General features: G+C 72.2%; 20 protein-coding genes and 1 pseudogene. 5 read left to right on the top strand and 16 right to left on the bottom strand.

What is annotated here, in order from left to right:
* Positions 1 to 102 precede the first annotated feature (102 nt).
* Genes BR98_RS04655 through paaI form a run of 3 tightly spaced genes read left to right on the top strand, consistent with a single transcriptional unit; the run spans position 103 to position 2,177 of the window.
* On the top strand, positions 103 to 1,524 hold the full coding sequence (locus BR98_RS04655) for a DEAD/DEAH box helicase (protein WP_407639437.1): 1,422 nt from the start codon (positions 103 to 105) through the stop codon (positions 1,522 to 1,524).
* Between the two features lie 49 nt (positions 1,525 to 1,573).
* On the top strand, positions 1,574 to 1,678 hold the full coding sequence (locus BR98_RS42250; protein ID WP_324606656.1) for a CBS domain-containing protein: 105 nt from the start codon (positions 1,574 to 1,576) through the stop codon (positions 1,676 to 1,678).
* 19 nt (positions 1,679 to 1,697) lie between these two features.
* On the top strand, positions 1,698 to 2,177 hold the full coding sequence (gene paaI, locus BR98_RS04650) for a hydroxyphenylacetyl-CoA thioesterase PaaI (protein ID WP_083976352.1): 480 nt from the start codon (positions 1,698 to 1,700) through the stop codon (positions 2,175 to 2,177).
* Positions 2,178 to 2,218: 41 nt separating this feature from the next.
* Here paaI and BR98_RS04645 read toward each other — a convergent pair whose 3' ends face one another.
* The 13 genes from BR98_RS04645 to BR98_RS04585 all read right to left on the bottom strand — a co-directional run bounded on the left by BR98_RS04645 (position 2,219) and on the right by BR98_RS04585 (position 18,194).
* Positions 2,219 to 3,475 (bottom strand): phenylacetate--CoA ligase family protein, encoded by a 1,257-nt coding sequence (locus BR98_RS04645; protein ID WP_035840376.1) that lies wholly within the window; start codon positions 3,473 to 3,475, stop codon positions 2,219 to 2,221.
* Between the two features lie 8 nt (positions 3,476 to 3,483).
* Positions 3,484 to 4,347 carry an SDR family NAD(P)-dependent oxidoreductase gene (locus BR98_RS04640; RefSeq protein ID WP_035840373.1) on the bottom strand — a complete coding sequence of 288 codons (864 nt, stop codon included), beginning with the start codon at positions 4,345 to 4,347 and terminating at the stop codon, positions 3,484 to 3,486.
* Positions 4,344 to 5,636 (bottom strand): MFS transporter, encoded by a 1,293-nt coding sequence (locus BR98_RS04635; RefSeq protein ID WP_035840370.1) that lies wholly within the window; start codon positions 5,634 to 5,636, stop codon positions 4,344 to 4,346. Before BR98_RS04635 ends, BR98_RS04640 begins: the two co-directional genes overlap by 4 nt.
* Positions 5,633 to 6,856, bottom strand: a complete 1,224-nt coding sequence (locus BR98_RS04630; protein WP_035840367.1) for an AMP-binding protein — start codon at positions 6,854 to 6,856, stop codon at positions 5,633 to 5,635. The genes BR98_RS04635 and BR98_RS04630 overlap by 4 nt, the downstream gene beginning before the upstream one ends.
* Positions 6,853 to 7,842 carry an ATP-grasp domain-containing protein gene (locus tag BR98_RS04625; RefSeq protein WP_083975975.1) on the bottom strand — a complete coding sequence of 330 codons (990 nt, stop codon included), beginning with the start codon at positions 7,840 to 7,842 and terminating at the stop codon, positions 6,853 to 6,855. Before BR98_RS04625 ends, BR98_RS04630 begins: the two co-directional genes overlap by 4 nt.
* On the bottom strand, positions 7,839 to 9,242 hold the full coding sequence (locus BR98_RS04620) for a KamA family radical SAM protein (protein WP_035840363.1): 1,404 nt from the start codon (positions 9,240 to 9,242) through the stop codon (positions 7,839 to 7,841). Before BR98_RS04620 ends, BR98_RS04625 begins: the two co-directional genes overlap by 4 nt.
* A gap of 6 nt (positions 9,243 to 9,248) precedes the next feature.
* Positions 9,249 to 10,955 (bottom strand): class I adenylate-forming enzyme family protein, encoded by a 1,707-nt coding sequence (locus tag BR98_RS04615; RefSeq protein ID WP_035840360.1) that lies wholly within the window; start codon positions 10,953 to 10,955, stop codon positions 9,249 to 9,251.
* A gap of 227 nt (positions 10,956 to 11,182) precedes the next feature.
* Entirely contained in the window at positions 11,183 to 12,544 is a 1,362-nt protein-coding gene (locus tag BR98_RS04610) for a flavin monoamine oxidase family protein (protein ID WP_035840357.1), read from the bottom strand.
* The gene (locus tag BR98_RS04605) at positions 12,541 to 12,804 is read right to left on the bottom strand and encodes an acyl carrier protein (RefSeq protein WP_051969301.1); all 264 of its coding nucleotides are present in this window, start codon (positions 12,802 to 12,804) and stop codon (positions 12,541 to 12,543) included. Before BR98_RS04605 ends, BR98_RS04610 begins: the two co-directional genes overlap by 4 nt.
* On the bottom strand, positions 12,801 to 14,450 hold the full coding sequence (locus BR98_RS04600; RefSeq protein ID WP_083975974.1) for an amino acid adenylation domain-containing protein: 1,650 nt from the start codon (positions 14,448 to 14,450) through the stop codon (positions 12,801 to 12,803). Before BR98_RS04600 ends, BR98_RS04605 begins: the two co-directional genes overlap by 4 nt.
* Positions 14,451 to 14,969: 519 nt before the next feature.
* On the bottom strand, positions 14,970 to 15,512 hold the full coding sequence (locus BR98_RS04595; RefSeq protein ID WP_157537396.1) for a hypothetical protein: 543 nt from the start codon (positions 15,510 to 15,512) through the stop codon (positions 14,970 to 14,972).
* 186 nt (positions 15,513 to 15,698) lie between these two features.
* A complete protein-coding gene (locus BR98_RS04590) occupies positions 15,699 to 17,507 on the bottom strand; it encodes a M1 family aminopeptidase (RefSeq protein ID WP_232247238.1) in 1,809 nt (602 codons plus the stop codon).
* A 294-nt stretch (positions 17,508 to 17,801) separates the two neighbouring features.
* Positions 17,802 to 18,194 carry a hypothetical protein gene (locus tag BR98_RS04585; protein ID WP_035840351.1) on the bottom strand — a complete coding sequence of 131 codons (393 nt, stop codon included), beginning with the start codon at positions 18,192 to 18,194 and terminating at the stop codon, positions 17,802 to 17,804.
* A 104-nt stretch (positions 18,195 to 18,298) separates the two neighbouring features.
* Here BR98_RS04585 and BR98_RS04580 point away from each other — a divergent pair, with 104 nt between their 5' ends.
* The gene (locus BR98_RS04580) at positions 18,299 to 18,961 is read left to right on the top strand and encodes a lysophospholipid acyltransferase family protein (RefSeq protein ID WP_035840348.1); all 663 of its coding nucleotides are present in this window, start codon (positions 18,299 to 18,301) and stop codon (positions 18,959 to 18,961) included.
* A 65-nt stretch (positions 18,962 to 19,026) separates the two neighbouring features.
* A complete protein-coding gene (locus BR98_RS04575) occupies positions 19,027 to 20,463 on the top strand; it encodes a phytoene desaturase family protein (protein WP_035840346.1) in 1,437 nt (478 codons plus the stop codon).
* A gap of 15 nt (positions 20,464 to 20,478) precedes the next feature.
* On the opposite strand, the gene BR98_RS04570 is transcribed toward BR98_RS04575, so the two are convergent.
* The 3 genes and pseudogenes from BR98_RS04570 to BR98_RS37470 all read right to left on the bottom strand — a co-directional run bounded on the left by BR98_RS04570 (position 20,479) and on the right by BR98_RS37470 (position 23,781).
* A complete protein-coding gene (locus BR98_RS04570; protein ID WP_035840344.1) occupies positions 20,479 to 21,168 on the bottom strand; it encodes an ABC transporter ATP-binding protein in 690 nt (229 codons plus the stop codon).
* 5 nt (positions 21,169 to 21,173) lie between these two features.
* Positions 21,174 to 21,917, bottom strand: a complete 744-nt coding sequence (locus tag BR98_RS04565; protein WP_035840342.1) for an ABC transporter ATP-binding protein — start codon at positions 21,915 to 21,917, stop codon at positions 21,174 to 21,176.
* A pseudogene (locus BR98_RS37470) lies at positions 21,914 to 23,781 on the bottom strand (branched-chain amino acid ABC transporter permease). The gene BR98_RS04565 and the pseudogene BR98_RS37470 overlap by 4 nt, the downstream one beginning before the upstream one ends.
* Between the last annotated feature and the right edge of the window lie 7 nt (positions 23,782 to 23,788).

Raw genomic sequence — 23,788 nt, 5'->3', positions numbered from 1 at the left:
TTTCTGCCACGGCAACCGCCTGGCAGCGAGGGGCCCGCACCGCGTACACGCCCGGTGCGGGCCCCTCGGCATTGGCCCGTTCGTTGTGATCTCTGCCGGTGCCTGGCGCTGTGGAGCCTTCCTCGTGCGTGCCGCCTTGAGGAAGGTTTTCGCATGAACCGTTCCACTCGCCCCGCGTACCAGAACGCACCGGGGCTGCCCGCCGTCGACTCCTTCGAGGAGCTGGACATGCCGCGGGCCCTGCTCACCACCCTGGTCCGGCACGGGGTCAGCTCGCCGTTCCCGATCCAGGCCGCGACGCTGCCGAACTCGCTCGCCGGGCGCGACGTCCTCGGGCGGGGCCGGACGGGCTCCGGCAAGACCCTCGCCTTCGGCCTCGCCGTCCTCGCGCGAACCGCCGGCCGGACGGCCGAACCCCGTCGGCCGCTGGCCCTGGTCCTGGTGCCCACCCGGGAGTTGGCCCAGCAGGTCACCGAGGCGCTCACCCCGTACGCGCACGCGGTGCGACTGCGGCTGGCGACGGTGGTCGGCGGGATGTCGATCGGCCGTCAGGCGCAGGCGCTGAACCGTGGCGCGGAGGTCGTCGTCGCCACCCCCGGCAGGCTCAAGGACCTGATCCAGCGCGGCGACTGCCGGCTCGACGAGGTCGCCGTCACGGTGCTCGACGAGGCCGACCAGATGGCCGACCTGGGCTTCCTGCCGCAGGTGACCGGGCTGCTCGAGCAGGTTGCCGCCGGCGGCCAGACGATGCTGTTCTCCGCGACCCTGGACCGCAACGTCGACCGCCTGGTGCGCCGCTTCCTGAAGGACCCGGTCACCCACTCCGTGGACCCCACCACCGCCACCGTCAGCACCATGGAGCACCACGTCCTGCACGTGCAGAACGGTGACAAGAACGCCACGATCGCGCGCATCGCCTCCCGCGAGGGCGGCGTGATCATGTTCATCGACACCAAGCACGGCGCCGACCGCCTGGTGCAGGACCTGCTGGCCAACGGGGTGAAGGCCGCCGCGCTGCACGGCGGCAAGTCCCAGCCCCAGCGCACCCGTACCCTCGAGCAGTTCCGCAACGGCCAGGTGACCGCGCTGGTCGCGACCAACGTCGCCGCGCGGGGCATCCACGTCGACGGCCTCGACCTGGTCGTCAACCTGGACCCGCCGGGCGACCACAAGGACTACCTGCACCGGGGCGGGCGCACCGCCCGGGCCGGGGAGTCCGGCACCGTCGTCACCCTGGTGCTGCCCAACCAGCGTCGCGAGACGGCCCGGATGCTGGCCACCGCCGGCATCACCCCCGAATCCACCCGGATCCACTCCGGCGACGAGGAGTTGGCCCGGATCACCGGCGCCCGAGTGCCCACCGGCATCCCCGTCGTGGTCGCCGCCCCGGTGGTCGAACGCCCCCGTCGCAGCGCCTCCGCCAACCGCGGTCGCCGCCGCCCCACCGCCGCGGACCGGCACTCGCGGGCCGGCACGTCCGGCGAGCGGAGCGGAGCCACCCGGCGCGTCGCCCGCGCCGGGTAGCCACCGTGCGAGCACCCGCACCGCACCTGCCCCGTTTGCCACCGCCGGCATGGCCGCCGGCGCGGCCGCTGCCACGATGCGCTCGCGCGGCCTGGACGCCTGGCCCGTGGTGGACGAGGACGGTCACGTGATCGGCCTGCTCAGCCTGCCGTAGCGGCGATACAGTGTGGCTGATGGGTCGGGCTGTTTCCGGGGGAGAGCAGGACGTCATGGGCACGGACATCGGGTCAACTGGTGTGGGGCAGGCCAGGATCGCCGCGCTGTACGAGCGCGACCGGACCTGTCGGACGCTGGGGATCACCCTGGACGAGGTGGCCGCCGGGCGGGCGGTGATGCGCATGAGGGTGACCGAGAGCATGGTGAACGGGCACGGCATGGCGCACGGCGGCTACCTGTTCCTGCTGGCCGACGCGGCGTTCTCGTACGCCTGCAACAGCTACGGGCCGGTCACTGTGGCGCAGGCCGCGCAGGTCACCTTCCTGGCTCCGGCGGCGGTGGACGACGAGCTGGTCGCCGAGGCGGTGGAGCGGGCGCGCGCCGGGCGCAGCGGCATCTACGATGTGACGGTCCGTCAGGCAGCCGGCCAGGTGGTCGCGGAGTTCCGCGGCCAGAGCGTGATGCTCGCCGGAAAACCGCAGCAGGCAGCCGAGTAGCGGGACCTGCCCGGCTGCCCGGCTGCCTGCCGCGAGTCGGGTCAGGCCGGCGGGCGCTCGTCCACCACCTGGCGCAGCTTGCCGGTGAGCGGGTTGGTCAACAGCTCGGACCGCGGCACCCACTCGATGGTCAGCGGGTGGATGGACCCCAGCCGCATCTCCTCCACGTAGAGCGGGCGGTAGGCGTAGACGGCCGCCACCAGGTGCTCGGTCAGCTCGGCGGGCGGCTGTTCGAGGCACCCGAGCCGCAGGATGAGGCCGTCGCGTCCGTCCCAGCGGCGCTGCACCATCTGGATGCCGGAGATGAACTGGTCCCGGTCGGCGGCGAGCAGCGCCTCGCGGACCTCCTCGGCCGGCATGGCGACCGCCCCGACCCGGGCGCCCTCGTTCGACCGGCCGACCAGCCGGAACCGCTGACGCTCGGGGTCGACCCACTCGGCGCGGTCACCGGCCGGGTAGCGGATGGTCGGCATCAGGGTGCGGAACAGGTTGGTGACGAGCAGCCGGCCGGGCACACCGGCGGTGGTGATCGGCTCACCGGTCGCGTCGTCCACGATCTCCACGATCACCCGGTTCGGGAACGCCTCGTGCACCCGCACGTCGTCCCCCGGCACCGGCGAGCCGACCAGCCCCGCGTCGTTCGACGCATAGCCGAGCGAGGAGACGGCCGCCTTCGGGAAGGCTCGGGACAGCAGGGGGCGCAGGTCGGCGAAGAGCAGGTCGCCGGCGAAGAGCAGCAGTTCCACCGAGTCCGCGCTCTCGCCGCGCTTGACGAAGCTCTCGGCCACCGTACTCAGCCGCATCGGCTCACCCGCCAACACGTGCACGCCCAGCGTGGTGACCAGGTCGGCGACGTAGTCGGCGGACACGACGGCGCCGATCGCGAGGCGGACGTTCTCCACCGGCGCGAAGTGCAGGGCGTTCTCGATGTACAGGAAGCCGCCGTACAGCTCGCCGGCGTGGAACAGGTTGGCCACCCGGTGCCCCGGCTTGAGACCGGCCTGCACCATGCCCGCACCGAAGGCGGTCACCGAGTCGGCGTGCTCGGTGCGGGTCCAGGGGGAGAGCTTCGGGACGCCGCTGGTGCCGCCGGTCCGGTAGACCCCGGCGTCGGTCAGCGGTCCGGTCAACACCCCGTTTCCCGGCCAGGCGTTGGCAGCCCAGAAGGCATCCTGGTCGATGATCGGGAGCTGGGTGAGGTGCGAGATCGTCTGCGGCACATCGCGGTACAGCTCGGCGTAGAACGGCGAGCGGGTCCGGGCCAGGTCGACCAGTTCTTGAAGCGATTTCGCGGGCACTGCTGCTCCTAGTCGTCGAAGCCGATCCAGGTCCGGGCGAGCGTCTGAACGCCCGCGCCGTCCCGGTCGGCGAGTTTCTGGTCCAGGTACTCGGCGGCCCACGGGCCGGAGGGCACCCGGAACGGCGGGCGGTCGGCGCACAGGGTCCGCACCACGACCTCGGCGACCTCCGCCGAGGGCTGTCCCGCGCCCTCCCACCCCTGGGTGCTAATCCAGTCGATGTAGTCGGCGAAGGTGCCCGCGTACGGGCCGGAGTCGGCCTGGATGGTCTTGCGGTTGATGTCCGGGAAGCGTCCGAACTCGGTGTCGGGCACGAAGCCCGGCACCACCACGGACACCCGCACCCCGTGCGCCGCTGCGACCGGGGCCAGGCTCTCCATGAAGCCCTCGACGGCGAACTTGGCCGCGCAGTAGGCCTCGTTGAACGGCTGGCCGATGATGCCGTGCACGCTGCCGATGGTGATCAGGCGTCCTCGGGCGGCCCGAAGCAGTGGCATCGCGAGTCGGCTCACCGCAACGACGCCGAAGAAGTTCACCTCCAGGTTGGTCCGCAGCGCCGCCATGGTCGACATCTCCATGGTGGGGTCGAAGTTGGAGATGCCGGCGTTGTTGACCAGGGCGTCCAGCCGCCCGTGGTCGCGCGCCACGCCCTCGATGCAGGCGGCGACCGAGTCGGCGTCGGTCACGTCGAGTTGGCGCACGTCCACGGTGACGCCGGCGAGCCGTGCGGCGGCCAGCAGTGCCTCGGCCCGGGCGGGATCGCGCATGGTGGCCAGCGTGGTGAAGCCGGCCTGGGCGGCCCGGACGGCGGTGGCCAGGCCGATACCCGAGGAGGTCCCGGTGATCAGCACCGTCTTCTGATCGGTCGTCATGATGTGGTGTCCGCCAATTCGGGTTCGGTTCCCGCCACTTGTTCCTTCTGCCGGTCGGCGGCGTCCAGCAGCGGCTGGATCCGGACCGCGGACACGAAGGAGAACGCCGCCAGCAGGGTGCCGCCGGCCATCGCCACTCGTGCCGCGTCCCGGATGCCCAGCGGCCCGGTCAGCAGCGCCACGGCGACGCCACCGACCAGGGCCGCCAGCGGGATCACGCCCCAGGTGACGGACCGGTAGGCCGCGTGCATCACGCCCTGGTTCTCGGCGGACATCCGCAACTGCCGGGTGGGTGCGCTGCACACGTTGATGCAGGACATGAAGAAGCCGTAGCAGCCCATGGTCACCGCGATCACCGGCCCGGCCGGCAGGGCGGGCGCGGCCAGCACGCCGAGCCCGACCAGGCAGTGCAGCAGCAGCGCCCAGGCGAAGGTCCGTCCCAGACCCAGGCGTTCACTGATCTTCGGGGCGACCACGGCGCCGAGCAGGGCACCCGCCGCCGCGACCGACATCGCCGCGCCGTAGGTGGCGACCGACACGCCGAGTCCCCGGTAGGCGAGCACCGGTAGCACGGTGACGAAGATCGGGCCGCCGGAGTTGAGCGTCACCGCGGCCAGCACCACCCGCCGCAGCACCGGGTCGTCCCAGTTCAGCCGGAAGCCCAGGGTCAGTCGCTCCCAGACCGAGCCCTGAGCGACCGTCTTCTCGCCCCAGGGCCGCATGAAGCGGAAGCAGGCCGCCGAGACCAGGTAGCTCGCCGCGTCCACCAGCAGCGCGGCCACACCGAACGCGTTGTACAGGCCGGCCGCGATGGAGGGCCCGGCCACCTCGGCGACCGAGTTGCTGCCCTCCAGCCGCGAGTAGGCGCGGATCAGGTGCGGCTTCTCCACCACGGCGGGGACCGCGACCAGGTAGCCGACGTTGAAGAAGATCGTCGCGCCGCTGACCACCGCCACGCAGCCGAAGAGCAGTGGTGTGGAGAGGAATCCCTGCCAGTACGCCACCGGGATGACCGTCACCGCCGCCAGCCGGACCAGGTCGCAGCTCAGCATCGTCCAGCGCTTGTCCCACCGGTCGACCAGCACGCCGGCGACCGGCCCGAGCAGCGGGATGCCCAGGTACTGGGCCATCGCCACGACGCCCACCTGCAGGGCGGAGGCGTGCAGCTTGAAGATCATCAGGGTCGGCACCACGAAGATCGTGACCCGGTCGCCGACCGTGCTGACCAGCTGGCCGCCCCAGAACAGGTTGAACCCGCGGCCCAGGCTCTCCGGCAGTCGCAGCCTCACGATTCCTCCCGGACCACGAAGTTCGCGGTCTTGCCGGTCCGGTCATTGCTGACCAGCGCGTCGACGCCGCACACCCGGACCGATTCCGGATCGTGCTGGAAGGCGGTGCTGAGCGTGAAGGTCGAGGACATCAGGTCCTTGCGCAGCCGCTCCACGTCCACCGCGGCGTCCTGGTCGGTCAGCAGCAGGATGTCCACGCCGCAGACCCGGCCGCGCTGCTCGGTGATCAGGATCTGGGCCCGGGAGACGCCCGGCTCCCGCTCCAGCCGCGCGATGATGTCGTCCACGTGCAGGCCCAGACCGCGCACCTGCACCACACTGTCCCGACGGCCCAGCACCCGCATCGCCCGGCCCGGTCGGCCGCACGGGCAGGCCACCAACTCGCCCGCGTCGCCGGTCTGGTAGCGCAGTACCGGGTTCAGCATCTCGGGATTGAGGGTGGTGAAGTCCAGCAGCTGGTCGGGCCCGACGTGCACCAGCTGCTCGGGCAGGGTGTGGAAGGTGTCGGCCGGGCAGTCGGGGGTGTTGGTGCCGACCACCCAGGTCTCGGTGCTGCCGAACATGCCCCAGCGGCGCGCCTGCGGCGCGACCTCGGCCATGTCCTCGGCCAGCTGCGGCTGCCAGGCCTCGCCCAGCCAGAGCACCTTGCGCAGCGCGGGCAGCTTCAGCCCGGCGGCCCGCGCGTGCGCGAACCAGAGCCGCAGCACGCTCGGAGTCCCGCCGATCGCGGTCACCTCGCGGGCGGCGAAGAAGCCGAGCCAGTCGTCGTACTCGTCCTTGGTGACCGAGCCGAGCGCGATGACCTGGCACTGCGCCAGATCGGCCAGCGCGGCGACCAGGAAGTGCGCGCCCCACATCCGGCCCGCACCCCAGGCGTTGACGAAGACGTCCGCGCGGTCCAGCGGCTGCCAGTGCGCGTGGACACCGGCCATGTAGAAGCCGGTGGGCGCGTAGCCGACCTTGGGCGCGCCGGTGCTGCCGCCGCTCTGGAAGAGCCAGGTGGCGCCGTGCTCGGCCTTGGGCTCCAGGCGGGCCAGGGCGACATTGAGGTCGTCCTTCACCAGTGCCGGCAGCGCGGCGAGCTCCGCGAGCGAGGCCGGCTCACCGTGGCCCTGGTAGCGCGGCGCCAACTCGGGTACGGTCCGCAGCAGTTCGAGCGAGCGTCGGACGACGTGCAGCTGCGGCTCGACCGCGTCCGGGGGCAGCGAGAAATCCGTCACGGCGACACCGCCGTTGCGACGAACCGCGCGTGCGCATCCCGGTAGGCGGTGAAGCGCGCGCGGGTGATGTCCCGTTGGATGGAGCGGTGCGGATCGGCGAAGTCCGGCAGGATCACCCCGTCCGGCTCCAGTTCGGAGAACCAGAACCGTTCCCCGTCGAAGAGGAAGTCGACGCAGAAGAACGGGATCGGCAGCCGCTCGGCGAAGTAGGCGGTGGCCTTGGCCAGTTCGTCCGGGATCGAGGGGAACTCCATGGTGGCGCCCCGGCTGGCGTTGGCCACCAGCGAGCCGGTTTCCGGGACCCGCTTGATCACGGCGTAGGGCTTGCCGTCGATGACGTACACCCGGTAGTCGACCGTGCCGTCGCCCAGGTAGGGCTGGACCACCAGCGTGGTGTCGCCGCCCTGCGCCAGGCTGGCCAGGCCCCGGATGTCCTCGGAGCTGCGGGCCAGGTTGATCCCGCCGCCACCGCACCACCCGGCCGGCTTGACGATCGCCGGGTAGGTCAGGTTCTGCAGCGCCACCTCGTAGACGTGCCTGCTGATGTCCCGGCCGGTGCCGATCCGCAGCGACGGGATCGTGGGCACCGGGGAGTCGTCGAAGTAGAGCAGGGTGGCCATCTTGTCGTTGCCGATCATCGACACCTGCGGCGGGAACGGCAGGTAGAACCCGGCCTGTTCGAGCACCGCGTACAGCGCGTACTGGTTGAAGATGTCCATCGACTGGTACGGCAGCGAGTACAGCGCGGTGATGAACAGCGTGTCCTGCGGGGTGACCAACTCGTCGTCCACGTAGACCCGCAGGTTCCCGGGAACGGTGGCGTCCACGGTCACCGCGTCCGGCGCGTGCCTGGTCCAGCTCATTCCCAGGTCCTCGGCCACCTCCGCGTAGAGGTCCCAGAAGAAGTCCTGCCAGAACGCGGTCGCCCGGGTCGACTCCCGGTCCGGAAAGATCCAACACATGCGGCGCAGAGGGGGTTTGGTCATGGCATTCCTCGAAGAGATGCGGTCGACTGCTCGGACCACCAGCGGCGGCCGGGCTCCGGGAGGGTGTCCACCGGGTCGTAGTACGGGTGGCGCCGGTCCAGCACGGCGTCGAGGTCGGCGTCAGTGGCCTCACGGACCTCGAGTTCGGTGCGGTAGTTCTTCGTCCAGTAGGACAGGCCGCGTTCGCGGTCGTAGGCCACCGCCTGGTGCACCCAGCGTTTGCCGACGTTCGGCACGTCGCAGACGATCCGCGGCGTGGCGTAGCCGGGCAGGTAGCCCATGATCGCGTCCTGCAGCCGTTGGGCCTCGTGCACCGAGGTCCGCCAGTGCTCGGCGTTGGGGATCATGTCGCACAGGTAGAAGTAGTAGGGCAGGATGTTCGCCTCGTCCTGCAGGGCGAAGCAGAGGTCCAGCAGGTCGTCGGGGGTGGCGTTGACGCCGCGCATCAGCACGCCCTGGTTGCGGACGTCGCGGACCCCCGCGTCCAGCAGCGCCCGGGCCGCCTCGGCGACCAACGGCGTCACCGACTGGACGTGGTTGGCGTGCGTGTGCACGGCGAGGTTGACCGACCGCCGGGCCGCGACCGCCGCCACCCGGGCCAGCCCCTCGACCACCTGCGGCTGCAGCCAGTGCTGCGGTAGGCCGACCACCGCCTTGCTGGCGAGCCGGATGTCGCGCACCGAGCTCAGCTCCAGCAATCGCAGCAGGAACGACTCCAGTTGCGGCCAGGGCACGTTGGCGAGATCGCCGCCGGAGACCACCACATCGCGCACGCTCGGGGTCCGCTTGAGGTAGTCGAGCATCTGCTCCCGCCGCTCGGCGGGGCGCAGTACCAGCTTGGCCTTGGTGACCTGGGGGGTGGAGTTGCCGACCAGGTCCATCCGGGTGCAGTGGCCGCAGTACTGCGGGCAGGTGGCGACCAACTCGGCCAGCACCTTCGTGGGATAGCGGTGGGTGAGGCCCTCCACCACCCACATCTGGGCCTCGTGCAGGGAGTCGCGCTCGGCCTTCGGGTGGCTCGGCCAGTGCGGATGCCGGTCGCTGCGCACCGGCAGCATGTAGCGGCGGACCGGGTCGGCGAAGAAGGCCTCGGTGAACGAGTGCGGATCGGTCCGGGCGTGCGGCGCCATGGTGTTCAGCATCTGCGGCGGCAGCAGCATCGACATGGTGGCGAACCCGGCCTGGTCGGCGGCGAGGTCCCGGTAGAAGTGGTCGCTGAGCAGCTCGCCGACGACGGCCCGCAGCTGCCGTGGGTTCTTGACGCAGTGCGTCCGCTGCCACTGGGCGTCCCGCCACTGGGCCGCGGTGACGTCGCGCCAGCCCGGCAGCCGACGCCAGTCCGGCTCGGCCAGAGGGGTCCGTGCGTACTGGTACGGCTGCCGGATCACCTGAGGGTCCATCAGGTGCTACTGGCCCGTGAAGAGGGTGGCGAAGCGGGTCCGCAGCTCGCGCTTGAGCACCTTGCCGGTGGGCCCGAGCGGGAAGTCCTGCGGCGTCCGGGCGATGCTCACCGCGGCGAGCGCGGCCAGGCCCGCCTCGGCCAGTGCCTTGTTGGCGGCCTGCTGGATCTCCTCGGCACTGCTGTCCCCGGCCTCGGCCTGCAATCGGACCACGGCGATCGGCCGTTGGCCCTCGCCGGCCGGCCCGGGCACGCCGACCACCGAGCAGTCCTGCACCAGGTCGGCGCAGTCCGCCAGCAGCACCTCCTCGATCGGCAGGCTGTAGACCGGGCCGCTCACGGTGTCGATCACGTCCACCGTGCGGTCCAGGTGGTAGAAGGAGCCCTCGGCGTCGCGGCGGGCCACGTCACCGGTCAGCCAGTAGCCGGCCAGCTCGAAGCTGCCGGTCAGCTTGGGGTCGTTCCAGTAGCCGGGCGTCCGGGACGGGGTGACCACACCGAGCAACCCGACCGTGCCGTCCGGGAGTTCCTCGCCGCTCTCGTCCAGTACCGCCGCCTTGAGCACCACTTCGAGCGGCTTGCCGACACAGCGGTCGTTGCGGGTGCTCTCCGGCGTGGTCACCTGGCCGAACAGTGCCATGCCCATCTCGGACGAACCCAGGCCGTCGATGAACTGCGAACCGGGCAGGGCCGGTTGCTCGGCCGCTTCGCTGGGCAGCAGCCAGGGCTTGATCAGCCCGGCCGGCCGCTCGCCGAGCTGCACCAGCCGCCGGATGTGCCCGTAGTGCGCGCTGTCGCCGGTGTTGAACCAGGAGTGCACCTTCGCCGCGCCCTGGACCGGGAGTTCGCCGGTGGCCAACTCGACGAAGGTGCGCGGGAAGGAGGCGATCATGGTGGGCTGGAAGGCCTCCATCACCGGCTCGACGACCGCGCGCCGCCAGTCGGACATCACCACGGTCGGCAGGCCGAGCAGGGCGGCGGTGAGGAAGTAACTCAGGCCGCCCGCATGGGTGTGCGGCATCAGCGACATCAGCCGGTCGTACGGCTCGGCGGGGAAGCGCACCATCCGCGGCTGCTTGCCGTCCCAGAACTGACGGTGCGCCAGCATGGTGGACTTCGGCGTGCCGGTGGTGCCCGAGGAGTGGATCAGTGCGACCACCTCGTCCGCGGCGTGCCGGTGCGGGTAGGCCTCGGGCAGTTGGGCCGACTCGGCGTCGAAGGCCTGGATCTCGGCTGCCATGGCGATGAAGCGCGGGCGGCGCTGCGGGTCCTCGCGGTAGGCGGAGGCGAGCCGGGTGGGGTCGTCCGCGACCACGCCGACCACGCCCACGTGGTTGAGGTACCGGACCATGACGTCGTGCCGCATGGCGTCGTTGATCAGGGCGGGGACGGCGCCCAGCGCGGTGAGCGCGAGGAAGTGCAGCAGCGGTTCCAGGCCCTCGCCGACCACGATGCCGACCGGGTCGCCGGGGCGCACGCCGTTCGCCCAGTACCACTTGGCGTAGCGGTCGCGCAGGTCGGCCAGGTCGAGCAGGCTGTGGCCGCGCAGCACCACGGCACCGCGGTGGTCGAGGTGGTGGCTGTACGCGAACGGGACCGCGCGGTTCGGGTTGACCGCGATGGCGTGGTCCAGGAAGTTGCCGGCGCCGAGAGTGGGCTCGGTCATCAGCTGCTGCCTGGCGGCGAGTGGGGCGATGGAACTCTGGTCGCTCATGGCGGTCTCCCTGGCGGATTGCCTGGCACCGGTTCTCGTGAAACCGGTGCCAGCTGAACTGAATTGAAGAGGAACCAGTGGGTTCGGAGTCGGCACCGGGCTGGTTGAGGGCCGGTGCCGGCTCAGGGTTGGAGCCGGTTGGGGTCGGTACCGGCCGAGAGTTGGTGGCGGTTGAGGGTTGGAGCCGGTTGGGGTCGGTACCGGCTGAGAGTCGGTGCTGGTCGAGGTCAGTGCCGGTCGAGGATCTGCTCGACCACACGGTGGCCGGAGCGGATGGCGCCCTCCATGAGCCCGAAGTACTCGGTGCTGGTCTCGGTGCCGGCCCAGTACACCCGCTGGTGCGGCGTGGTGAGGGTCGGGCCGTGCCGGAGCCAGTCGCCCGGCCCGAACAGGGCGGCGTAACAGCCTTGGCTGTACTGCTCGTTGACCCAGTCCGTGACGTGGAAGCCGATCGGTTCGGGGAGCATCGGGAACAGCCGGGCGGCCTGTTCGACCGCCGAGTCGCGTTGCCGCTGCGGGTCGAGCGCGGCGAAGCGGTGCGCCTCGGCGCCGGTGACGAAGCCGGTCAGCACGCCGACTTCGGCCTCGGCGGGTGAGTCGTCCACGGTGGAGAGCAGCGGGCCCTCTGCGTTGACCGACCAGCCCGACAGCCCGTGCTCGCGCCAGATCGGCGCGGGGTAGACCAGGTGGACCTTGACCGCGCAGCCGCGGGCGGTCGCCCCGCTCGCCCGGGGTACCGGCAGCCCCGGCCGGTAGTCGACGGCGTTGGCCAGCAGCGGCGGCAACGCCATCACCGCGACCTGGGCCCGGTACTCGCCGCCCGCAGAGTGGACGGTGACCGAGCCGCCGTCCTGGTGGACGGCTCGGACGGTCTCGCCGAGCAGCACCCGCGCACCGAGCCGCTGCGTCAGCCGCTCGGCCAGCCGCTCGCACACCTGGTGGGCGCCGCCGGCGATCCGGTCCTGCTGGGCGCCGCCCTCGAAGGCGTTCAGGTAGCGGATGCCGCCGCCCGAGCGCAGGTAGCAGGCCATGTGCAGGACGGACACGGCGGCCGGGTCGGCGGCCATCATCTCGCCCAGGAAGAGCGGGAAGAACAGTCGGGCGTCCGGATGGGTCAGCTGCTGCTCGGCCCATTCGGCGGCGGTCAGGGCGTCCAGCCGCTCGGCGTCCGGGGTGAGCCAGGGCGCCTCGGGCCGCACGGCGGCGGTGAGTTCGTCCAGCAGCTCGAACAGGTCGCCGAGTGCCACCGCGTTGAGCGGCGGGAACCGCCCGTTTCGGGTGGCGTCCGCCCGGGCGGAGTCGGCGGTGCCGAGCGCGAAGCGGCTGGCGCCGAGCATCGTGGTCGGGGTGGTCTTGAGGTCCAACTCCGCCATCAGGGCGAGCAGTTCGGTGTGTCGATCGCCCAGGTAGGCGGCGCCGGCGTCGACCCAGCCGGTGGGTGCGACCTGCCGGCCGTGGGTGCGGCCGCCGACCCGCTCGCGCGCCTCCAGCACCGTGACCTCGACCCCGCGGGCCGCCAGCGCGGTCGCGGCGGTGAGACCGGCCAACCCGGCCCCGACCACCACGGCTGAGGTGGGGTGGCTGCTCATCGGGCAGCCGCGATCTTCTCGGCGAGCCCCTCGGGGGTGGGCGCGAGCAGGAAGTCCTCGAAGGAGAGCTCCACCTGGTAACCGCGGGCGATCGCGCTGAGCACCCGAGTGGCGATCAGCGAGTCGCCGCCGAGCAGGAAGAAGTCGGAGTCCGGGGCGATGTCGGCGTTCTCCAGCACCCGACGGAAGATCGCCACCACGCCCCCGACGTCGGCACCGCCCTGGACGTCGGAGGCGGAGCTGGTGGTGTCAACGCTCATCGAAGATCTCCTTTTACCTGTCCGGATTCGATCTGCTCAGGTGTGGCCCGCTGAGCTGCGGCCTGCCCAGCCGTGCCCTTCGGTCGGGCCGCGTGTCGCTGGTGCGAGCCCGCCCGGTCGACCTTGCCGCTCGCGGTGAGCACGAGCTCGGGGACGACCGTGATCCGGCTGGGCACGAGATGACCGGGCACGCGCTCGCGCAGGTAGGACAGGAGCTCGGTGTCCAATGTCCCGACCGTCGCGCAGTTCCTCGGCACCACGTAGGCGACCAGGACGGACCGGCCGGCGATGGTGGTTCCGGCCACCGCCACTGCGGTCACCCCGGGGTGGCCGGCGATGTGGGCCTCCACCTCGGCGGGGTCCACCCGGATGCCGCGCACCTTGATCTCGTGGTCCAGTCGGCCCTGGTGGGTCAGGACGCCGTCCGGCGCGCTGCTCACCCGGTCGCCGGTACGGAAGCAGCGCTCGCCGTCGACCAGGGTGAACCTGGCCTCGGTGGCCTCCGGCAACCCCAGGTAGCCCAGGGCGACGGACGGCCCGCCGATCAGCAGCTCGCCCTGCTCGCTGATCCGTTGCACGACGTGCGGCAGGGCCCGGCCGATCGGCGCCCGGGTACTGCCGTCCCACTCCCAGCCGGGGGCGGGGGCTTGGGGACCGTGCAGGTCGACGGCGTGGGTGATCAGCGTGGTCTCGGTGCAGCCGTAGGTGTTGACCAGCCGGATCCGCCCGGTGTCCAGGCTGCTCCAGTCGGCCAGGCGGGCCGGGCTCGCCGCCTCGCCGCCGATCACCAGCAGCCGGAGGCAGGCGGGCAACGGCAGTTGGTCCTCGGCGAGGTGCAGCACCAGCTCGTGCCAGAACGCGGTGGGCAGGTCGAGGACGGTGATCCGCTCGCGCTCGACCATCCGCAGGAACCGGGGGAACGACCCCGAATGCGCCTCGGCGTCGAAGACCAGCGTGGCTCCCGTGGTGAGCGTCGGCAGGATCTCCTCGAAGCAGGTGTCCCAGTTCAGCGAGGCGAACTGCAGGGTCCGGTCCTCGGGCGTCAGGTCGAAGAGCGAGCGCAGCGAGTGCACGACGGCGGAGATCGCCCGGCGGGGAGTGACCACGGGTTTCGGCTGGCCGGTGGAGCCCGAGGTGAAGAGCGTGTAGGCCGGATGCTCGGGGTCGACCCGGTCCCGGTCGCCCCGGTCCCGGGCGGCGTCGGCGGCCGGTAACTGGTGTGCCGTCGGTAACGGGTGTGCTGTCGGCAGCGGGTGTGCTGCCGGTAACTCCACCTGCTCCAGGCCGAGTCGGGAGGCCTGGCCGGGCTCGGCGGCGACCAGGGTGCGACAGTCGACCGCTGCCACCATCGCCTGTCGGCGGTGTAGCGGTAATGCCGGATCGAGGGGGCAGTAGACGCCCCCGGCCGCGAGTACGCCGAGCAGTCCGACGACCGTTTCCGGCGTATGGCTCGCCTGCACGGCGACCACACCGGGATTGGCCCCCAGCCGTGCGGCCAGAGTGTTCGCCAACTCGTTCAGTCGGCGATAACTCACGGCGTGTCCATGATGAACAATCGCCGGGCGATCCGGATACCTGAGAACAATTTCAGTGAACGCGTCAAGAAGGTCGGAAGTGACCTCATTGGTGTCGAGGTTTGTTGACATGCCCGCCCCAAATAATGCTTGCGAGCGCCCCTCCGTGCTCGGTGATCCGGGACTCTACCGTCGAACATGTGTTGTTACAACGGTTGTTGAGGACGCTGATTTCGGGGTCGAGCAGGAGGTGTGGAGGGGTTGGGAGGACCGCTTCTGGCTGGTCCTCATCCCGCTGTCCGGCCGGTCTGACGCTCTGTGACATCCCGCTCCGTCGAGCCGAGTTCGCCTCAGATCGGCCGCAGCGGCCGACCTGGATATCCCCGTTTAGCAGGCCGGAGAAATTTCCTTCCGGATGTTCGTCCGGAAACTCTGGGGGATGTCGTCAGGGAATTCCGGTACCCCGGATCCATCCGTCCGCGCGCCGGGTTGAACCGCTGTCGTTCCTGTTTTGCCTGGTGACGGAACCGACCCGACGGTCCGGACACGCCGCCGGGCGGTTGACGGAGGACGGCATTTAGGAATGGGGGCGGCAGCGCTTTCTCCGGCGGTCGTACACGGAGATCATCGGGATTTTCGAAGTGAGTTCGGCTACCAGCGGGCCTGCTCGGCGGTGCGGTGGCCGAGGGCCAGTTGCCGGACCTCGTCACGCACCCGCCGCAACGCGTTGCCGGGAGCGCCGATGCCGTTGATGCGCAGGCGGGCGGCCTCGATCCGGGCGTTGTCGCGCTGGCAGGTGAAGGCGAACTTGAGCGATTCGTTGATCATCCACAGGTGGTACGCCAGCAGTCGCGAGGCCCGATCGTGCAGCTCCAGAAGGTCGTTGTCGACCACGAGCCCGTGCAGCCGGGCGGCCAGCCGGTTGAAGGTGGCGAGCTGCCGGCGGCCGTCCTGGGCCACCGAGCCCGGGACCGGACCCGGCTCCCCGCAGGCCGCGACCACCTGGTCGGCCAGGGGCTGGGCCGCGACCGCCTCGTCCAGGACCTGGAGCAGGGCCTGCAGCTGGTCCTGGCGGCTCGGGCGCGCCGGTGCCGGGTGCCGGCCGGTCCGCCAGTGCAGCAGCGCGTGGCGCAGGCGGCGGAGCGCAGCGGACGGGTGCGGGGCGGACGGGTGCGGGGCGGTGGTGGCGGGCATGGCTCCTCCCGGCTGGGTCTTCCAGTGTGCACCGGATGTGCGCTGGAGGCGGCCATGGGCGGGCGGAGCGGCGGTGGAGTGAGGGTGGGGCGGAGTGGGTGGGCGCGGGGCATGGGTGGGGCGCGGGGCATGGGTGGGGGCGGCCTCGGCCGGTCCGGCCGGGGCCGCCTCCGCAGCGTGTTCGGATCAGCCGTCGATCCGGTGCTGGGTCCAGAAGGAGCTGAGATCGGTGCTGGTGGCGGCCTGGGCTGCGGCCTTGAACTCGGCTGTGGTCGAGACGCCGTACCAGTGGGACTGGGCGTAGTCGTGCAGCAGCTTACTCATCGCGGTGTCGCCGAGCAGTCGCTGCAGGTCGTGCAGCGCGCACTTGCCGTAGCCGTAGACGACGGTGGAGTAGCGGTCGGGGTTCGCGTCCCAGTACGCCATCGAGTTGGTGATCTTCTCGGCGGAGGAGGCCCAGGAGACGCTGTTCCAGCATCCCGAGCCGGTCTTGCCGAGGGCGAGGTCGGTGGCGTAGTCGGTGAACGCCTCGTCCAGCCAGGGGCCGTTGTACTCGTCGTCGCCGACGATGCCGTAGAACCACTGGTGGCCGAGTTCGTGGGTGAGCGCGGTGGTGCTGACGATGTCGAGGACGAAGCCTGGGTACTCCATGCCGCCGAACCAGAAGTTGTTGTCCAGCACGGCGTCCACCTCACCGTACGGGTAGGCGCCGAAGCGCTGGGCGTGGGCGTCGACCGCCGACTTGGCGGTGCTGAGCATGGACTGGGCGTTCGAGGAGCTGATTCCGCTGGTCGAGTAGACGTTGACCTTGACCCCGGCGGGGGAGGTGCCGGAGATCCTGCTGAACGGACCGGCAGCCCAGGCGAAGTCGCGGACCTTGCCGGCGGTGGCCGTGGTGACGGTCCGCCCGGCGGCTCCCGGGGTGTCCACCGAGGTGCCGGTGGCGGGGACCAGCAGGCTGCTGGGGTGGTCCAGGGTGACGGTGAAGTCGGACACCAGCGAGTAGAAGGACTCGCCGTTGTTGGTGTACGGATCCAGGTGCCAGCCGGCGGCGTCCCGGATCGCCAGCACCGGCAGGGCGTTGCCGATGAAGCTGTACGCACCGTCGCGCCCGAACCGGTCGGCGCCGTCGGGCACGCTGATGCCCAGGTCGAAGCCGACGGTGGCGCTCTGGCCCTGGGTCAGTGCGGTGGGCAGGGCTATGCGCAGCGCGGTGCAGTCGACCGACAGCGCGTCCGGGGTGCCGCCGGTCAGGTTGCTCACCGTGATCGGGGTGCTCGGGCAACTGCCGTGGGCGTTGTCCCAGAGCCGCAGGTACACCTCGCTCAGCGGCGTCGCCGAGGAGTTGGTGAAGCCGACGCTCTCGTGGCCGGTCCAGTTGGCGCCCGAGGCGTCGCTGGTCAGGTTGACGGTGTAACCGTTCGGGGTGGGCGTGCGGGCGCTGTCCGGTGGCGGCGTGGTGCCGCCCGAGGTGGCGAGCGCGACGTCGTCGAGGACGAAGCTGGTCTGCAGGCTGCTGTCCTCGCTGCCGCTGAACGAGAGCGCCACCGTCTGGCCGATGAACGCCGATACGTCGACGGTCCGTTGGACATAGCCGGTGGCGGCGTCCAGGTTGGAGTAGGTCGCCAGGGTGGTCGAACCGAGCTTGGCCGTCAGCTTGTCGTAGGCGACCGAGCGGGTGGTCTCCGCGGTGTCGATGTGCAGCCAGAAGGTCAGGCTCGCCGTGCTGCAGCCGGTGGGGATGGTGACGGTCTGCGACAGGGTGTCCGTGTGCGTCGAGCCGTGCCCGTCCAGCCGGGCGAACGAACTGCCCGAGTGGGCGCTCTCGCCGGCTGCGCCGCCGATCACCCCGGTGGACCCGGTCCAGGGCGAACTTCCGGTCTCGAAGCCGCCGTTGGCCACCACCTGGGTCGGGGTGCAGTCGGCGGCCCGGGCAGTCGCGGGGGTGGCGAGCCCGGTGCTCACGGCGGCCGCCAGCAGGGTGGCGGCGGTCATGAAGGGAAGGAGTCTGCTTCTCATCGGGTCCTCTGCAGTGGGGATGCGGTGGGGGTGAGGAGGTGCGGGCCCAGAGGAAGCGTGACAGTAAAAAGTCGGTATTGAAAGAGTCATGACATAACTGTGATGGTCCCGAAGCCCACTCATCTCCCCTACGGCCCATGAAGATTGACGCCGCGTGCAGCGGTGCGGAGGGCACCGGTGCACGCGGCGTGCGGGCTCGGGTTCAGGGCGGGTTCGAGGTCAGGGCAGGCCCGACGTCGGGGCAGCTTCGACGTCGGGGCAGCTTGGACGTCAGGACTGGGAGGCTTCGCTACGGGTCAGTTGCCGGCGCCGCTCGTCGGCCCAGGTCCGCAGCTCCTGGAGCCTGCCCGGGTCGGCGGCCGCCTCGGCGTGCACCATCGCGCTGGCGCCGTTGCCGAGGTCCACGATGTGGTGGTCCATGCTGCCGGTGGACAGGATGCCGAGAACGGCGAGGAACTCGTCCTTCACCTCGGGCGTCACATGACGCTCGTCCTCGTCCGGGATGTCGATGGTGATCGAGTCGTGGGTGGAGGTGAGCAGCGGGAGGGAGCTCTTGAGGAGCTCGCCGAGGGCCCGGAACTGGGCGGGTTCCATCCGGGCGCGCAGGGTGTCGAGGTAGAGCCTGATCTGGTCGGCGCGGGTGATCACAACGTCGTCGTCCATGGGGGCCATCCTGCCCCGGCTTGAGTACGGGTACTCAGGTGGTCGGGCTACCGGCGGAGGAGGATGGCGGGCAACGCACCGCCGCCGGGTTCGAAGGACCGACCATGCTCAGTCGTATCGCCAGCACCGTCCTGCCCGTCCTCGGGGGCCTGACGCTCAGTACCGACCCCCACGCCGACCTCGCCCCCGGGAGCATCCTCGCGGCCAACCACACCTCGCTGGTGGACCCCGTCATCGTGCTGGCGGCCCTGCACCGGCTCGGTGTGCGGCCGGTGGTCATGGCCACGGCGGGGCTCTGGCGGGTCCCGGTGCTCCGCCGTGCGCTCGAACGCGAGGGGCACATCGCCGTCCACCGCGGCAGCAGCCGGGCGAGCGAGGCGCTGACCGGCGCGGCCGCCGCACTGGCCGCCGGCCGGCTGGTCCTGATCTACGGCGAGGGCGGGCTGCCGCGCCGCCGCGATGCGGGGGAGGCGGTCCCCGGCGCCTTCCGCAGCGGGCTGTCCCGACTGGCCCAGGAGACCGGCGCCCCGGTGGTGCCGCTCGGGCAGGCCGGCGCCCGCCGGCTCAGCTCGGGCAGTACGGCCAAGCAACTCGCCGGTCTGGCCACCGCCCCGCTGCGCCGCCCCGGCTGCCACGTCCACGTGGGCGCGCCGGTCCGGCTCACCGGCGACGTGGCGGCCGCCACCGCCACCGCCCACCAGGCCGTCACCGACGCCTGGCGGACCGCCGCCGAGCGGCTCGGGGAGCGGCTCGGGGAATGGCACTGACCAGGGGCGGGCCCTACGCTGGCAACTGATCGCAGACGGTGGACCTCCGAGGCCGGGAGACCAGCATGGGCGAGGCGTTCTCCGGCGCTGCGGCGATCGTGGTCGGGTCCGGGCCCAACGGGCTGGCCGCGGCGGTCGCGCTGGCGCAGCAGGGGGTCGCGGTCACCGTGCTGGAAGGCGCGGAGACCATCGGCGGCGGGACCCGGAGCAGTGAGCTCACCCTGCCCGGGCTGCTGCACGACCACTGCTCCGCCATCCACCCGATGGCCGTGAGCTCACCGTTCCTGCGCACCCTAGGCCTCGAGCGCCACGGCCTGGAGTGGCGCTGGGCGCAGGTCGAACTCGCCCATCCGTTGCCCGACGGTCCGGCCGCCGTGCTGTACCGCTCGCTGGACCGGACCGCGCAGGAGCTCGGCAGGGACGGCGCGGCCTGGCGACGGGTCTTCGCGCCGCTGGTGGAGGGCTACGACGCCCTGGTCGAGGACCTGTTCCGGCCGACCCTGCGACTGCCCTCCCACGCTGTGGAGTTGACCAGATTCGCGGCCCGGGCGCCGTGGCCTGCCGGATGGCTCGCCCGGTGCTGGCGAACGCCGGCGGCCCGCGCCCTGTTCGCCGGGACCGCCGCCCACGCGCTGCGCCCGCTCGGCAGCTTGGGCAGTTCCGCGATCGGGCTGATGCTCGTCGCCGCCGGCCACCGGCACGGCTGGCCGGTCGCCCGGGGCGGCTCACGGAGCATCACCGACGCGCTGGCCGCCCGACTGCGCGAGCTCGGAGGTGCTGTCGAAACGGGGGTGGATGTCTCCTCACTCGCCGAACTGGCGCCAGCGGACGTGGTGTTGCTGGACGTCGCACCCCGCGACGCGGTGTCCATCTGCGGGCCGCGGCTGCCGGCGCGGGTAGCCCACGCCTACCGCCGCTGGCAGTACGGGCCCGCCGCGTTCAAGCTGGACCTAGCCGTCGAGGGCGGCATCCCGTGGCGGGACGAGGCCTGCCGCCGGGCCGGTACCGTGCACCTCGGCGGGACGATCGAGGAGATCGCCCACGCCGAGCGGGAGGTGGCGGCCGGTCGGATGCCGACGCGTCCGTTCGTCCTGGTCGGGCAGCAGTACCTCGCCGATCCGGGCCGCTCGGCCGGCAGCAGCCACCCGGTCTGGGCCTACGCCCACGTCCCCAGCGGCTGGCCGGGCGACGCCACCGGGACGGTCCTCGACCAGCTCGAACGGTTCGCCCAGGGCACCCGCGAGCGGATCCGCGCGTGCCGAGCGACGGGGGTCGCCGAGTCGGCCGGCCGGAACCCCAACTACGTGGCGGGCGACATCCTCACCGGTGCCAACACCGCCCGCCAGCTGGTGCTCCGCCCCCGCCTAGCCCTCGACCCCTACCGCACCGGGATCCCCGGCGTCTTCCTCTGCTCCGCGGCCACCCCGCCCGGAGCCGGCGTCCACGGCATGTGCGGCCACGGCGCGGCCCGCTCCGCGCTGCGCCACCTGGGACGGCTGTGAGCACGCGGAGCCTCCTCAGCTCAGCGCGTCCAGCACCCGTCCCGGGTCCGTGCGCGCGGCTGCGCCGTCCAGTGCCACGGTGACCCGTCCCGCGCTCAGCACGGTGACCTGGTCGGCGAGGGCCAGCACCTCCGCCGGGCGTGGTGCGGCCAGTAGCACCGCCAGCCCGTCGGCGGCCAACTGGGCTGCCAGCTCCAGGACATCGGCCGCGATCGTGGGGGCGAGCCCCTCGGTGGGTTCGTCGAGCAGCAGTACCCGGGGGCCGGTGAGCAGGGCGCGGGCGATGGCGAGCATCTGCTGTTCGCCGCCGGAGAGGCGGTCGGCGCGCTGCTGCAGCCGTTCGGCGAGCCGGGGGAGCAGCGCCAGGACCCGGGCGGGCGTCCAGGCGGCGGTCCGTCGGCGGTGGGCCAGTTTGAGGTGCTCGGCCACGGTCAGCGAGGCGAAGACCCGGCGGCCCTGCGGGACCAGGCCGATGCCGGCGCGGGCCCGGCGGTGGGCCGGTCGGCGGGTGAGGTCGGTGCCGTCCAGGGCGATCCGGCCGGAGCGGACCGGGAGTTGGCCGGCCAGCGTGTGCAGCAGGGTGGTCTTGCCGGCGCCGTTGTGCCCGAGCACGGCGTGCACCGATCCTTGACTGACCGTCAGGTCGACTCCCTGCAGCACCGTGCCGCCGTGGTAGCCGGACCGCAGGGCGTGCGCTTCCAGCATCGGCGTCACCCGGCTCGGGGGCCGAGGTAGGCCTGCTGGACGGCGGGGTCGGCGCTGATCTGTTCGGGCGTGCCGTCGGCGATGGACCGGCCCTCGTGCAGCACGGTGACCCGGGTGGCCAGCGCGTTGACGAAGGCGAGGTCGTGCTCGACCAGCAGCACCGCGACCTCGGTGGACACCTGCCGCAGCACCGTCACCAGCCGGTCGGTGTCCTCCTCGGCCAGACCGGCGGCCGGCTCGTCCAGCAGCAGCAGTCGGGGCTGCGCGGCGAGGGCGGCCGCGATCTCCACCAATCGCTTCTGCCCGTGCGAGAGTTGGTCGGCGGTCCGGGCGGCCAGGTGTCCGATGCCGACCTGCTCGAGGTGCTCGTGGCTGCGCCGGCCCAGCTCCCGGTAGCGGCGCGGGCGCCAGAGTCCGCGCAGTTCGCTGTGTCGCCAGGCGGCCAGCGAGACGTTGTCCAGGGCAGTCAAACTGCCGAGCACCGCGGGCTGTTGGAACGTGCGGGCGATGCCGAGACGGGACCGGCGGGCCGGGTCGGTGCCGGTGATGTCCTGCCGGTCGAGCAGGATCCGGCCCTGTGACGGGGTGACCGTGCCCGCGATCAGGCCGAGCAGAGTGGTCTTGCCGGCGCCGTTGGGCCCGATCAGGGCGTGCCGGGCGCCGCGAGCGACCGTCAGGTCGAGCCGGTCGACGGCGACCAGTGCGCCGTAGCGTCGGGTCAGCTCGCTGAGGGAGAGCAGGGCGTTCACGGGCCGACCTCCGGGGGTGTGGGCTTGGGCCGTGTTGGGCCTGAGCGGCGCGCGAAGCGGTGGGGGAGTCGTGGCAGTCGCAGGCCGGTGACGCCGCGCGGCAGCAGGTAGACGGCGGCGATGAACAGCGCGCCGAGCAGCAGCGGGCCGTGGCCGGGCCAGCGGGCGGCGAGTTGGTCCCGGGTGACCAGGACCAGCGCGGTGCCGACCAGCGCGCCGAGCGGCGAGGCGACGCCGCCGAGCACGGCCGCGAGCAGGCAGAGCGAGGAGGTGGTGAAACCGACGTCGGCGGGGGAGACGTAGCGCTGCGTGGTCACCAGCAGGTGCCCGCCCACCCCGGCCACCGCGGCAGCCCAGACGTAGGCGCCGAGGAACAGCCGGGTGACCGGGTGGCCGCTGGCCCGCATCCGCGCCTCGTGGTCGCGGCAGCCGGCCAGCAGCAGTCCGAGCGGCGAGCGCAGCGCCAGCGCCGTCGCGGTGACCGCGCAGGCGGCGACGGCCACCGCGTACCGGTAGACGGCCTGATCGTCGGTCAGCGGCGCGAGGCCCCAGAGCGCGCGGACCGGCGGGATCCCGGGCAGGCCGTCGGTGCCGCCGGTCACCGAGCGCCAGCGGGCGGCGGCGGTGGCGGTCAGCTCGCCCAGTGCCAGGGTGATCATCAGCGCCGTGACGCCGCGGGCCCGGGCCACGATCGGGCCGGTCAGCAGGGCGAACAGCGCGGCGGCCAGGGCGGCCGCGGCGAGCTGCACCGGTCCGCTGTCCACGCCCGCGCGGGCGAGCAGCGCGCCGGTGTAGGCGCCGACGGCGTACGGGGCGGCCTGGCCGAGGGTGGGCAGGCCGGCCCGGCCGGTGAGGACGGTGACGCCGACCGCGACCAGGCCGAGCGCGGGGATCGGGGCGAGCAGGCCGAGCATCGACTCGTCGACCACCGCCGGCACGGCGAACAGCGCCAGCGCGGTCAACAGCGCAGCCGTCGCGAGCAGTCGGAGCCTGCTCATCCGCGCCCGCCCGCCGTGGCGCCGCGACGCAGCACCAGGGCGGCGGCCATCGCCGCGAACAGCAGGTAGGGAGCCAAGTCCGGTACCAGGTCGACGCCCAGGGTCTGCAGCTCGCCCACCGCCACCGCTGCCACCAGCGCGCCGAGCACCGAGCCCAGGCCGCCGAGCACCACCACGATCAGCGAGAGCAGCAGCACGGTGTCGGCAGTGCGCGGGCCGGGGCCGATGATCGGCGCGCCGAGCACACCGGCGAGTCCCGCGAGCGCTCCCGCACCGGCCAGCACGGCGGCGTGCACCAGCCGCGGATCGGTGCCCAGGCCCGCGACCATGCCCGGGTCGTCCACCGTGGCCCGCAGCAGCGCGCCGGCCCTGGTGTGCCGGAGGAGGAGCTGCCCGGTCGCGGCCAGTACCGCCGCCACCAGGATGAAGGTCAGCCGGTAGACCGGGTAGCGGTGCCCGCCGAGGGTGGCGCTGCCGTCGAGGGCGGCCGGCAGGGCGATCGGCAGTTCGTCGGGTCCGGCGGCCGTGCTGAGCAGGTCGCCGCCGACCAGCGCCACCCCGACGGTCAACAGCGCCTGGGCGAGGTGGCCGCGTCGGCGCAGCGGCGCGGTCAGGGTGGCGAGCAGGCCGCCGCCCGCGCCCGCCGCCGCGCTGCCGACGGCCAGGGCGAGCAGCAGCCCGCCCCAGGAGCCGTCCGACAGGGCGGCGGCGGTGTACGCGCCGACGGCGTAGAGCGTGCCGTGGGCCAGATTGAGCACGTCACCGGTGCCGAACGCCAGCGTCAGGCCGGCTGCCACCACGTACAGCAGCAGTCCGTAGGCGACGCCGTCCACGGCGGGCACCAGATGCGCGTCGATCAGGCCCATCGGCCAC

The organism is Kitasatospora azatica KCTC 9699 (genome assembly GCF_000744785.1).
Taxonomy (GTDB): Bacteria; Actinomycetota; Actinomycetes; order Streptomycetales; family Streptomycetaceae; genus Kitasatospora; species Kitasatospora azatica.
This window is presented reverse-complemented; position numbering and strand designations above follow the sequence as displayed.